This window comes from Agrobacterium tumefaciens str. B6 (assembly GCF_001541315.1).
Taxonomy (GTDB): domain Bacteria; phylum Pseudomonadota; class Alphaproteobacteria; order Rhizobiales; family Rhizobiaceae; genus Agrobacterium; species Agrobacterium radiobacter.
The window spans coordinates 134,551-147,024 of record NZ_LMVK01000051.1; the positions used below are offsets into that span (position 1 = coordinate 134,551).

At 59.1% G+C, this 12,474-nt stretch carries 10 protein-coding genes and 2 tRNA genes; 4 read left to right on the forward strand and 8 right to left on the reverse strand.

The genetic code is table 11. The annotated features are described in order from the left end of the window. Positions 1-70: 70 nt before the first annotated feature. A complete protein-coding gene (gene recJ / locus ASB65_RS25530) occupies positions 71-1,879 on the forward strand; it encodes a single-stranded-DNA-specific exonuclease RecJ (RefSeq protein WP_080868428.1) in 1,809 nt (602 codons plus the stop codon). Positions 1,880-2,008: 129 nt separating this feature from the next. On the opposite strand, the gene ASB65_RS25535 is transcribed toward recJ, so the two are convergent. From ASB65_RS25535 to ASB65_RS25565, 6 genes are all read right to left on the reverse strand, one after another. Then, a tRNA-Glu gene (locus ASB65_RS25535) sits at positions 2,009-2,083 on the reverse strand. Between the two features lie 452 nt (positions 2,084-2,535). Beyond that, positions 2,536-2,610 (reverse strand) — tRNA-Glu (locus ASB65_RS25540). Between the two features lie 609 nt (positions 2,611-3,219). After that, entirely contained in the window at positions 3,220-3,993 is a 774-nt protein-coding gene (locus tag ASB65_RS25550; RefSeq protein ID WP_003502869.1) for an amino acid ABC transporter ATP-binding protein, read from the reverse strand. Positions 3,994-4,005: 12 nt separating this feature from the next. Beyond that, positions 4,006-5,163, reverse strand: coding sequence for an amino acid ABC transporter permease (locus tag ASB65_RS25555; RefSeq protein WP_003502867.1), 1,158 nt, complete (start codon positions 5,161-5,163; stop codon positions 4,006-4,008). A 2-nt stretch (positions 5,164-5,165) separates the two neighbouring features. Continuing rightward, the gene (locus tag ASB65_RS25560; protein ID WP_003502865.1) at positions 5,166-6,362 is read right to left on the reverse strand and encodes an amino acid ABC transporter permease; all 1,197 of its coding nucleotides are present in this window, start codon (positions 6,360-6,362) and stop codon (positions 5,166-5,168) included. A gap of 109 nt (positions 6,363-6,471) precedes the next feature. Beyond that, entirely contained in the window at positions 6,472-7,494 is a 1,023-nt protein-coding gene (locus ASB65_RS25565; protein WP_003502863.1) for an amino acid ABC transporter substrate-binding protein, read from the reverse strand. Positions 7,495-7,870: 376 nt separating this feature from the next. Here ASB65_RS25565 and ASB65_RS25570 point away from each other — a divergent pair, with 376 nt between their 5' ends. After that, positions 7,871-9,058, forward strand: coding sequence for a cystathionine beta-lyase (locus tag ASB65_RS25570; RefSeq protein ID WP_060725793.1), 1,188 nt, complete (start codon positions 7,871-7,873; stop codon positions 9,056-9,058). 18 nt (positions 9,059-9,076) lie between these two features. On the opposite strand, the gene ASB65_RS25575 is transcribed toward ASB65_RS25570, so the two are convergent. Together ASB65_RS25575 and ASB65_RS25580 are read right to left on the reverse strand one after the other, a co-directional pair. After that, positions 9,077-10,258, reverse strand: coding sequence for an FAD-dependent monooxygenase (locus tag ASB65_RS25575; protein WP_060725794.1), 1,182 nt, complete (start codon positions 10,256-10,258; stop codon positions 9,077-9,079). Positions 10,259-10,287: 29 nt separating this feature from the next. Next, positions 10,288-10,533 (reverse strand): zinc-finger domain-containing protein, encoded by a 246-nt coding sequence (locus tag ASB65_RS25580; RefSeq protein WP_060725795.1) that lies wholly within the window; start codon positions 10,531-10,533, stop codon positions 10,288-10,290. Positions 10,534-10,703: 170 nt separating this feature from the next. Between ASB65_RS25580 and ASB65_RS25585 the strand changes: the two genes are divergently transcribed. Continuing rightward, positions 10,704-11,480, forward strand: a complete 777-nt coding sequence (locus tag ASB65_RS25585; RefSeq protein ID WP_060725841.1) for an alpha/beta fold hydrolase — start codon at positions 10,704-10,706, stop codon at positions 11,478-11,480. Positions 11,481-11,622: 142 nt separating this feature from the next. Beyond that, entirely contained in the window at positions 11,623-12,447 is an 825-nt protein-coding gene (gene cysE, locus ASB65_RS25590) for a serine O-acetyltransferase (protein WP_003502853.1), read from the forward strand. Positions 12,448-12,474 lie beyond the last annotated feature (27 nt).

Below are 12,474 nucleotides of genomic sequence, written 5' to 3' on the forward strand. Positions count from 1 at the left end.
AAAAACGCGCCACCGCCATTTAGCCCGTCTTAAGAGCGCGATCAGGCGCATGACAGGACGAATGGACAGGATGGCAATGATGGAGCCGGCCGATACCGTGGCCCGCGCATTTTTAAGCGTGGAGCGGTCGGCGACAGAACAGCGCTGGGTATCGCGGCTGGATCAGGCCGGGCAGAACCGCGCGCTGGCCATGTCCCAGATTCACGCCATTCCCGAATTGATCGCACGCGTTCTTGCCGGACGCGGGGTGGGTGTCGATGACGCCCTGGCATTCCTTGATCCGACCATCCGCTCCCTGATGCCCGATCCGCATATGCTGACCGATTGCGAGAAGGCCGCCGAGCGGCTGGTACGCGCCATCGAGACCGGCGAGAAGGTGGCGATCTTCGGCGACTACGATGTCGACGGTGCTGCCTCTTCTGCTTTGATGTACCGCTTCCTCGCGCATTTCGGTCTGACGCCGGAAATCTATATTCCCGACCGTATTTTTGAGGGCTACGGGCCGAACCCGGCGGCGATGCAGCAGCTTGCTGCCAATGGCGCGACGCTGATCGTGACGGTCGATTGCGGCTCAACCAGCCATGAATCGCTGCAGGCCGCCAGGGACGCGGGAACGGATGTCGTGGTGATCGATCACCACCAGGTCGGCACGGAGCTGCCGCCGGCGGTGGCGCTGGTCAATCCCAACCGCGAGGACGATCTTTCGGGGCAGGGGCATCTCTGTGCGGCAGGCGTGGTGTTCCTCGTGCTGGTCGCCACCCTGCGCCTATTGAAGGACAGGCGGAACCGGCAGGCCTTCACACTCGATCTGCTGTCCCTTCTCGATATCGTTGCGCTTGCCACCGTATGTGATGTGGTGCCGCTGAAGGGCCTCAACCGCGCCTATGTGGTCAAGGGGCTGATTGCTGCGCGCCACATGAACAATGCAGGTCTCGCTGCTCTGTTCAAGAAGGCGGGGCTTGGTGGCCCTGTGACGCCTTATCATTTCGGTTTCCTGATCGGGCCGCGCATTAATGCCGGCGGCCGCATCGGCGATGCGGCGCTCGGCAGCCGACTGCTGACGATAGATGATTCCTCGCAGGCCGAGGTGATCGCGGAGCGGCTGGATGAGCTGAACCGTGAGCGGCAGGCGATGGAAGCGGTGATGCTCGCGGAAGCCGAAGCGGAGGCTCTGTTCGAATATGGCGACGGCTCGGGTGCGGGCGTCATCGTCACCGCCCGGGAAAACTGGCATCCCGGCATTGTCGGCCTGCTCGCCTCGCGTCTGAAAGATCGTTTCCGCCGCCCGGCTTTCGCCATTGCTTTTGATCCCTCCGGCAAGGGCACCGGCTCCGGCCGCTCGATCAACGGTTTCGATATGGGGCGCATGGTGCGCGCCGCCGTGGAGGCTGGCTTGCTGGTCAAGGGCGGTGGGCATGCCATGGCGGCCGGTCTGACGGTGGAGCGCGCCAATCTCGGCAAGCTCAGGACCTTCTTCGAGGAGGCGGCCGCAAAGACCGTGAATGAGCTGGTGGAAAACAGCGTGCTGAAAATCGACGGCGCCATCGGCGCTTCGGGCGCTACATTGCAGCTTGTCGACCAATTGGAGCAGGCCGGTCCTTACGGATCAGGCCACTCGCAGCCGATCTTTGCCGTGCCGGCGCATCGCCTGCGCGACGTGCGGCTCGTGGGTACAGCTCACGTCAAGATCACGCTGGAGGCCATGGACGGCTCGCGGCTGGACGGTATCGCGTTTCGCGCTGCAGAAGCGCCTCTGGGGCAGATGCTGCTGAATGCACGCGGCAGGAACATTCACGTCGCAGGCACCGTGGGCGCCGATCTTTGGCAGGGTCAGAGGCGCGTGCAGCTGCGCGTTCTGGACGCGGCTTTCGCGCCCTGAAGGGGCCTTCGCACTTACCTTGAACTTTATGGAACACTGTCTCTGGCGAATGGCCGAGACGCGCCAATGCGTCTTCACGCGACGCGCTAAGATTTTCGTGCAGACTACTGATTTTTATGGAGAAGCAAGTGGCACGCCCTAGGGGAGTCGAACCCCTCTTTTCAGAATGAAAATCTGACGTCCTAACCGATAGACGAAGGGCGCGTGCGCTTGTGGTGTGGCGCCCTTATAGTCAGGCTCCCGTTGCTCCGCAAGCGGAAAAATTGATTTTTTTCGCTTCCTGACGAGTTTTTTTATGGAAGCCGGAACGGCTGTGGAAAACTGCGCCGGGACTGGCCAAGGCCTTGAAATTTCGCCGCTATCACTGCGCGCCGGCAATGCCTGCATGCCTCGTGGAAGGCCCGGGGTGTGCTTTTCCAACCCTTAGCTGGCATCTGCTGCCCGCCAGAAAGAACCGACGTTGTGATTTGGCTGGAAGGGGAAAGGCAAGCCGGTCGATTTGCCCGCTGGCGCTTCATCCGACTTGCCTTCCATCGGGGGGACAGCACTCTAACGTGTCGCCCGGGAATCGGTTCCGGCGCATCGATCACGCGTGACGAATTCGCGATCTACGAATCTGCTTTATATTTTCGAAGGGGGGAAAACACGAAGGCAAGTGGCACGCCCTAGGGGAGTCGAACCCCTCTTTTCAGAATGAAAATCTGACGTCCTAACCGATAGACGAAGGGCGCGTGCGCTTGTGGTGTGGCGCCCTTATAGTCAGGCTCCCGAAGGTCTGCAAGCGGAAAAATGCATGATTTGACAAAAAAATGACATGGGCCGCCAGAAGTCCTGAAAAACAAGGATTCTTGTTTCGTAACAAATGGTTAAACGGTCAGAGTTTGCTGTTTTGCGTGAGTGATCTGGCTCGGCTTCAATTGCCTTGCGAAACATGTGGTTTCTCAAGGCTGCGGGCTAGCGAAAATCAAGTCAGGTATTTTCCATATATCAGCAGGCCGGAGAGTATTATTATGATTGCATTGATCGCATATGCCATCTACCGCACAAAATTTGATTTCGGGGGGCCGCCGGATATCAAGCCGCTTAATATGTCTCCTAGAAATACAAGCAAACCATCCATCGCAAATATGTCCAAGGCCACGATTAAATTATCGCTACGAATATATCAGGCTGGCCAGTTAGAAGTCCAAGTATTGCTGCTTGGGTCGAGAATAAAATAATAAAGAGGCTCCGGTTTCACTTGCGGCCCTCGGTTTCAGTTTAAAAAAAGAAACGGGACCGTGAGGTCCCGTTTTTAGGTTTGCATTTGAAAACGTCCGTTCCGGACGCCTCTTCAATGATCAGTGCAGAATCTGGCTGAGGAACAGCCGGGTGCGCTCGTGCTGCGGATTGTCGAAGAATTCGGCGGGCGAGTTCTGTTCGACTATCTGGCCCTGGTCCATGAAGATGACGCGGTTTGCCACCTGGCGGGCGAAGCCCATTTCGTGGGTGACGCACAGCATCGTCATGCCGTCTTCGGCAAGGCTGACCATGGTGTCGAGTACTTCCTTGACCATTTCCGGGTCGAGCGCCGAGGTCGGCTCGTCGAACAGCATGATCTTCGGCTTCATGCAGAGCGAGCGGGCAATCGCCACGCGCTGCTGCTGGCCGCCGGAGAGCTGGCCGGGATACTTGTGCGCCTGCTCGGGGATCTTGACGCGCTTCAGATAGTGCATCGCCACTTCTTCAGCTTCCTTCTTGGGCATCTTGCGAACCCAGATCGGCGCCAGCGTGCAGTTTTCGAGGATCGTCAGGTGCGGGAAGAGGTTGAAGTGCTGGAACACCATGCCGACTTCACGACGCACTTCGTCGATCTTTTTCAGGTCGTTGGTAAGCTCGATACCATCAACGTTGATCAGCCCGGACTGATGTTCCTCCAGCCGGTTGATGCAACGGATCATGGTCGATTTGCCCGACCCCGAAGGACCGGCGATGACGATGCGCTCGCCTTTCATGACCTTCAGATTGATGTCGCGCAGGACGTGGAAGTCGCCATACCACTTGTTCATGCCGACGAGTTCAATTGCCACGTCCGTTGTCGAAACGGCCAGTTTTTTTGTTTGGGTTTCTGCCATTTTGAGCGTCCCTTATCGTTTATGCCCGGTGTCGAGGTGCCGTTCCATGAACAGCGAATAACGCGACATGCCGAAGCAGAATATCCAGAATACGAAACCTGCGAAAATATAACCTGTCATTGCGGTTACGGGTGTCGCCCAGTTCGCATCCGATTGGTTGAGTGTGACAATGCCGAGCAGGTCGAACATGCCGATGATCGAAACCAGCGACGTGTCCTTGAAAAGCCCGATGAAGGTGTTGACGATACCAGGAATGACGAGCTTAAGCGCCTGCGGTAGCACGATCAGTCTCGTCTTCTGCCAGTAGTTCAGGCCGAGCGAATCCGCCCCTTCATATTGTCCCTTCGGAATGGCCTGCAGGCCGCCGCGGATCACCTCCGCCATATAGGCGGATGAGAAAAGCGACACGCCGACTAGCGCGCGCAGGAACTTGTCGAAGGTCCAGCCGTCGGGCAGGAACAGCGGCAGCATGATGCTGGCGAAGAACAGCACGGTGATCAGCGGGATGCCTCTGATGACTTCGATGAAGAGCACGCAGAGCATCTTGATGACCGGCAGGTTCGACCGTCGGCCGAGCGCCAGAAGAATGCCGAAGGGGAGCGACACGGTGATCCCGAAGAAGGACAGGATGAGCGTCACCATCAGGCCGCCCCACAGCTGCGTTTCCACCTTCGGCAGGCCGAAGACGCCGCCGATGAGCAGGAAAAACGCAATGAAGGGCAGGATGATGAAAAGCACCAGCGCGTTGAGGCGCTTGAACGGCGCTTTTGGAATCAGCATCGGTATCAGCAGGATGGCGAATGTCACCATCACGAGGATGGGACGCCAGCGTTCGTCGATCGGATAGCGGCCGAAGACGAATTGTCCGAGCTTTGCCGAAACGAAAGCCCAGCACGCACCGGACTGGCCGTCCGGCAGCGCGCCGCCCTGCGAAGCGGTCAGGCAGGCGATACGATCGCTGCCGGTCCACACCGCGTCAATGAACAGCCACTTGATGACCGGCGGCACCAGATAGGCGAGCAGGGCAAGGGCGATCACCGTCAGGACCGTGTCCTTGGGGGTGGCGAAGAGTTTGGTGCGCAGCCAGTGACCGAAGCCGACGGCGCTCGAGGGCGCGGGTCTGGCGTCCTCGATGGTCTGCCGCACGAAAGCGTGATTGCTTGTTGTCATCGTCATCTCTCCACCAGGGCCATTTTCGCGTTGAACCAGTTCATGACCACGGCCGTGAGCAGGGACAGCGAGAGATAGATGACCAGCCAGATCGCAACGACTTCGACCGCCTGACCCGTCTGGTTCAGGATCGTGCCGCCGACGGAGACGATGTCGGCGAAGCCGACCGCGACCGCAAGCGAGGAGTTCTTGGTCAGGTTGAGATATTGACTTGTCAGCGGTGGGATGATGATGCGCATCGCCTGCGGAACGACGATCAGGCGCGTCGTGGTGCTGGAACGAAGCCCGAGCGCATCCGCAGCTTCCGTCTGGCCCTTCGCCACGGCCTTGATGCCGCCGCGAACGATCTCGGCGATGAAGGAGGCGGTGTAGAAGGAAAGCGCCAGAAACAGCGACATGAATTCAGGTGCGACGACCGCGCCGCCCGAGAGGTTGAACCGCCCGGCAATCGGGTAGTCGAAGGTCAGCGGTGAGCCGAGCGCGAGAAATGTCGCGGCCGGAAGGCCGATGATGAGAAGTGTAGCCGTGATCCCGGTGCGGAACTGCTGACCGGTCTTTTCCTGTCTCGCCTTTGCCCAGCGGTAAATGAAAAAGCTGATGACGATGGCGACCAGAAGGGCGAGCGGTATCAGCCACGTGCCTTCGCCCCAAAGGGGCTTCGGAAAGAAGAAACCGCGATTGTTGAGGTAGCTTCCGAGCGGAAGCTCCAGCGAATCACGCGCCTGCGGCAGGACTGAGATGACGCCCTTGTACCAGAAGAAGATGACGAGCAGGGGCGGGATGTTGCGGAAGATTTCCACATAGGCCTGCGCGAGCTTCGAAATCAGCCAGTTGCTGGACAGCCGGGCGATACCGACGATGAAACCGATGATCGAGGCGGCGATGATGCCAAAAAACGCAACCTGGATCGTGTTGAGAATGCCAACGAGCAAAGCCCGGCCATAGGTCGCGTCGCTGGTATAAGCGATCAGCGACTGGCCGATATCAAAACCGGCTCTTCCGTTGAGGAATCCGAAGCCGGACGAAATGTTTGACCGTTGAAGATTGGTGATCGTATTCGTCACGATGATCCAGACGAAGGCGGCCAGGATGACGACTGTCAGGACCTGATAGAAAATTCCGCGTATGCGTGGATCGTAGATAAGTGACGACGCGCTTTGCGCGCGCGATCGTTGCGAACTGACCGCGTTGCCTGCCATAGGCACCTTTCCCTTTTATATGCTCTTTGCGAGCTTATTTATATAATTTTAAAATGGAGGCCGGGCATTGCCCAGCCTCCTGTCATGATCTAGCCGATGATGGGGCCGATCAACGGACCGGCGGTGCGTATTGCAGGCCGCCCTTGGTCCACAGCGCGTTCTGGCCGCGCTCGATCTTCAGCGGAGAGCCCGCACCGACGTTGCGGTCGAAGACTTCGCCGTAGTTACCCACCAGCTTGATGATGTTGTAGGCCCAGTCGTTGGTCACGCCGAGATCGGTACCGATCTTGGTGCCTTCTTCCGTGCCGAGCAGGCGCTTGATATCAGGGTTGGCGCTGGTCTTCTGCTCATCGACGTTTTTCGAGGTGATGCCCAGTTCTTCGGCATTGACCATGGCGTAGTGAACCCAGGTCACGATGTCGAACCACTGGTCGTCGCCCTGGCGAACGGCCGGTCCAAGCGGCTCCTTGGAGATGACCTCAGGCAGAACGATGTTGTCGTCCGGGTTCTTCAGCTTGAGGCGGATGGCGTAAAGACCGGACTGGTCGGTGGTGTAGACGTCGCAACGGCCGGAATCATAGGCGGAGGTTGCGTCGGCTTCCTTTTCGAAAACGACCGGGTTGTACTGCAGATTGTTGGTCTTGAAGTAGTCGGCGAGATTGAGCTCGGTGGTCGTGCCGGTCTGAACGCAGACGGCGGCGCCGGAAAGCTCGAGCGCGGACTTAACATTCAAGCCCTTCTTGGCGATGAAACCCTGGCCGTCATAATAGTTGACGGTACGGAAGTTGAAGCCGAGCGACGTGTCGCGGCTGATCGTCCAGGTGGTGTTACGGGTCAGAACATCGACTTCACCGGACTGGAGAGCCGGGAAGCGGTCCTTGCTCGAAAGGGCGACGAACTTGGCCTTGGAAGGATCGCCGAAAACCGCAGTGGCAATACCACGGCAATAGTCCACGTCGATACCGGACCATTCGCCCTTGTCATCGGGATTGGAAAATCCCGGAATGCCGGCGCTGACGCCGCAGGTGACGAAACCCTTGCCCTTCACATCCTGAAGCGTCGCAGCCGAAGCGACCGAGGCTCCTCCCAAAACTGCTGCGCCGATGGCGGCTGACAGAATTGCCTTTTTCATTTTTCCCAACCTTTGTTTGTTATCGTCACTTGGAAGAGGACCGGCATATTGTCTTGCCCCAGCTCCCCCTTCAGCGAGACCTTTTCGATCCTCTTTTTCTATCATAATCGCAATTGGCAGCGGGGTCAAGACGTGCGGGCAATAATTGTGCCTATAAAACGGAATTTTCCAAATTTTGGTCGGGAAGTGTGCAAAGGGTGAAAATATAAGCATATTTTTGCGGAAATTTGAACTTGCACAGTATTTGTATACTTGTTGTATGCTGGCTCTCGGTGGATCAATTCACGCCGTTTGAGAGGAGTCTGCGGGACTTGACCTTACGGTCCGCTCTTAGCATTGTCGCACGCGTCAATGTTCCTTCGAAAGCTGATCTGAAATGACCAAGACAAATGACCTGCTTTCCGCCGCAGGTGTGAATACGCGCCTGACCCACGGCGGCAACGATCCCGCGGACTGCTTCGGTTTCGTCAATCCGCCCATCGTGCGTGGCTCTACGGTGCTGTTCCCCGATGCCGAGACGCTTTCGACCGAAAACCAGAAATACACCTATGGCACCCATGGCACGCCGACGACCGATGCGCTGTGCAGTCTCGTCGATGAGCTGGAAGGGTCTGCCGGAACCATTCTCGTGCCGTCGGGCCTTGCGGCGATTACCGTGCCGTTCCTCGCCTATCTCGGCGCTGGCGATCATGCGTTGATTGTCGATTCCGTCTATTATCCCACGCGCCGCTTCTGCAACATGATGCTGCGGAAGCTCGGCGTCGAGGTGGAATATTACGACCCGGCAATCGGCACGGGCATCGAGGCGCTGATCCGTCCGAATACCAAACTCGTGCATCTGGAAGCGCCGGGCTCCAATACCTTCGAGATTCAGGATGTCCGGCTGATCACCGAGATCGCCCACAGGCATAATTGTGTGGTGACGATGGACAATACCTGGGCGACGCCGCTTTATTTCAGGCCGCTCGATTTCGGCGTCGACGTTTCCATTCACGCTGCCACCAAATATCCTTCGGGTCATTCCGATGTGTTGATGGGCTTCGTCTCGGCCAATGAAAAGCACTGGAAGACGCTTTATCAGGCCAATACCAATCTCGGCATCTGCGTCACCTCTGACGATGCCTATCAGATCCTGCGCGGCATGCGCACCATGGGAATTCGGCTGGCGCATCATCAGAAAAGCGCGCTTGAAATCGCCACATGGCTGGAGAGCCGTGACGACGTCGTTCGCGTGCTGCATCCGGCCTTGCCGAGCTTTGCCGGGCACGAACTCTGGAAGCGTGATTTCAAGGGTGCAAGCGGCGTCTTCTCCTTCGTGCTGAAGGCGGAAGAAGGCAAATACAAGCAGACGGCGGCTGCCTTCCTTGATGCGCTGACGTTCTTCGGGCTCGGCTATTCCTGGGGCGGATACGAATCGCTTGCTGTTTCGGTGTCGCTTGTCGACAGGACCATCGCCAAGGGCCCCTCGGAAGGGCCGGTCATCCGCCTGCAGATCGGGCTCGAGGATGTCGCCGATATACAGAAGGACCTCGAAGCCGGGTTCGCGGCTGCAGCCGGGGTCTGATTTCAGACCCCGCACCCTTCAGCCCTTTGCGTGATAACCGTAGAGCCAGTCGAAGTCCTTCAGGAAGGCTTCCGTCGGACGTGTGGAAAACACGAAGTCCCGCGCGGTGCGGACCGGGCCTCGGGCATGGTAGGCAAAACGATTGAGAGAGGCCCGCTTGCGGGCCTTTTCTATGCGCGGCAGGCGCAGGGCCTCGAAAGCGGCAAGGGCCTGCGGCACGGGCAGCGAGGCTCCGGCGTTGCTGCCTGCCATGGTTCCCGCAAGTTCAAACGCATCCTCGATCGCCATGGCCGCGCCCTGGGCGGCGAACGGCATCATGGCGTGCGCCGCGTCGCCGATCAGCACCGTGTCACGGCCGTTGTGCCAGCGGCCGGGGCCAGCCTGATAGGGCGGCCAGAAAGTCGGGTTTTCAGACGAATCGAGCAATCGGACGATGTCGGGGCTGAAGCCGCGAACCTGTTCCAGCAGGGGGGCTTTCGGCCCCCCCCTCGATCCCGCCCGCCATGTCGCGCCGGGATCGGCACCGAGCGCGATGGCGACGATGTTGAAGCCGCCGACTTCCTTCAGCGGATAGGCGACGATATGGCCGCCCGAGCCGAGATAGGCCGTGACGGCGCTTTTGTTGATGGTTGACGGCACGTCATTTGCTGTGACCGTGAAGCGCCAGGCCACATTGCCGGAGAAGGTGGCGGTGGGAGCGGAAGGCACGGCGAAGCGGGCCGCCGACCAGACGCCATCCGCGCCGACGATCAGATCATGGTCGCGGAAGGTGGTTGCGGCGATGATATCCGCTGTCGCATTTTCGATGCGTTTTCCGAGATGCAGCCGGCAGAGCGGGTTGCGTATCACCGCCTGGAGAAGTGCGTTTTGCAGCGTCGAGCGGTGCAGCACACCGTAAGGTGCGCCCCAGCGGCTGCGGGCCACCGCGCCCATCGGCAGGGAGAGCAGCGTGGCAAGCGATTTTCCGGAGGCGAGTTCGACGCTGACAGGTTCGGTCCAGCGCGCCTCGATATCAGGCAGTACCCCGAGCGTGGCGAGAATGCGGGCGGCATTGGGGGAAAGCTGCAGGCCGGCGCCAACTTCCGCCAGTTCGCCGGCCTGTTCGATGATGTCACAGCCGATACCGTGCCGGGCAAAGGAAAGGGCAGCGGTGAGACCGGCAATGCCGGCACCGACAATGGCTACGGATTTTATGGGCATGGTGCGCCCCGATCAGAAAAGGTGGAAGGTCAGGCAGCCTTCACATGGAAGACGCAGCCCGGAGGATTGGTATGCTCTGCCTTCAGCGACGGATTGTAGCGATAAAGGGTCGAGCAGTAGGAACAGACCTTCTCATTGTCGTCGCCCATATCGATGAAGATATGCGGATGATCGAAAGGCACGGAAGCGCCAGTGCACATGAATTCCTTGACGCCGATCTCGATCATGCGGTGTCCGCCATCGTTCTGGAAGTGGGGAATGGAATGGCCGGCCATGTTCGTCTCCAAATGCAACATCGTTATCGAGCCGCCGCTGGTTTTCGCGCATCGGCTCGTCGTTGCGGATATGTAGCCTCAAACGCATTGCATCTCCATAAAAATCGTCAGCAAAACATGTTCAACATTGCTAATTCCTGCCATATGGTCCGGCAAAAAGGATGTCCTTGATGAATCTCAACACGCCGCAGTTTTCTGATTTTTCCCATGACGGCCTTCGCCTTGCCTATTTCGACGAGGGTGATCCGGCGGGCAATCCGGTTTTGCTGATCCACGGCTTTGCCTCCAGCGCCAATGTCAACTGGGTGCATCCCGGCTGGCTGAAGACGCTGGGTGAAGCGGGCTACCGGGTGATCGCCATTGACAATCGTGGCCATGGCGCAAGCGACAAGCCGCATGATCCGGAAGCCTATTATCCGCCTGTCATGGCCGGCGATGCGGTGGCGCTGCTCAATCATCTCGGCATCGCCGAAGCCCATGTGATAGGATATTCCATGGGCGCGCGCATTTCCGCCTTCCTTGCCATGGCCCATCCTGAGCGTGTGCGTTCGCTGGTCTTCGGCGGGCTCGGCATCGGCATGGTCGAGGGTGTCGGCGACTGGGATCCGATTGCCGAGGCGCTTCTGGCACCTTCGCTCGATGTCGTGACGCACGAGCGCGGCCGTATGTTCCGCGCCTTTGCCGACCAGACGAAAAGCGACCGGCTGGCGCTGGCCGCCTGCATCGAGACATCGCGGGTTCTCGTCACGCGCGAACAGGCGGAAAAGATCGACGCCCCGACGCTGATCGCAGTCGGAACGAAAGACGACATCGCCGGATCCGGCGCGGAGCTTGCGGCGATCATGCCGCATGCGCGGGCAATCGATATTCCCGGCCGCGACCACATGCTGGCTGTCGGCGACCGGGTGTTCAAGGCGGCGGTGCTGGAATTTTACCGCTCGCTATGAGCGTGATGGCAAGAAACGGTTTTTCATGCTGCATGAAGAAAAACTGAAGCCTTGCCGCCTTTAAAGTCGTCATTCGAATCCCATTTCTAATGCACGTCTTTTTCTGTATAAAGAACGACTACTGCAAACGAGGAGACCATTCATGGTCGCACGTACCGAGGCCCGTCAGCCCGAACAGCTGGCGATCGTCGATCCGATCTGGGGCAGCCTGCTGCATGAGGCGCGTAGCGCCGCGGCACAGGATCCGCTGCTTTCGGCCTTCCTTTATTCGACGATCCTCAATCACCGGTCTCTCGAAGAATGTGTGATCTATCGCATCTGTGAACTCCTCGATCATCCCGACATGCAGGCCGTGCTTCTGCGCCAGACCTTCCAGGATATGCTGGATGACTGGCCGGAATGGGGAAGCGTGCTGCGCGTCGATATCCAGGCCGTTTACGACCGTGATCCGGCCTGCACGCGCTTCATGGAGCCGCTCCTCTATTTCAAGGGGTTCCAGGCCATCCAGACCCATCGCCTTGCCCATTGGCTGCTGCAAAAGGGCCGCAGGGATCTGGCGCTTTATCTGCAAAGCCGCTCATCGAGCATCTTCCAGACCGATATCAATCCGGCCGCGCGCATCGGCAAGGGCATCTTCCTCGACCATGCCACCGGGCTGGTGGTCGGCGAGACGGCCGTCATCGGTGACAACGTCTCCATCCTGCATGGCGTCACACTTGGCGGCACCGGCAAGGAGGGGGCGGATCGCCACCCGAAGATCGCCAATGGCGTGATGATCGGGGCGGGCGCGAAAATCCTCGGCAATATCGAAATCGGCAGCTGCTCGCGCATCGCCGCCGGTTCGGTGGTGCTGAAGCCGGTTCCGCCGAAGACCACGGTTGCCGGCGTGCCGGCGCGCGTGGTGGGAGAAGCAGGGTGTTCGGAGCCCTCGCGCCTGATGGACCAGCTTATCGGAGCCGATATCTGACCGGCCCTGTCGCGCTCTGATGGGGCC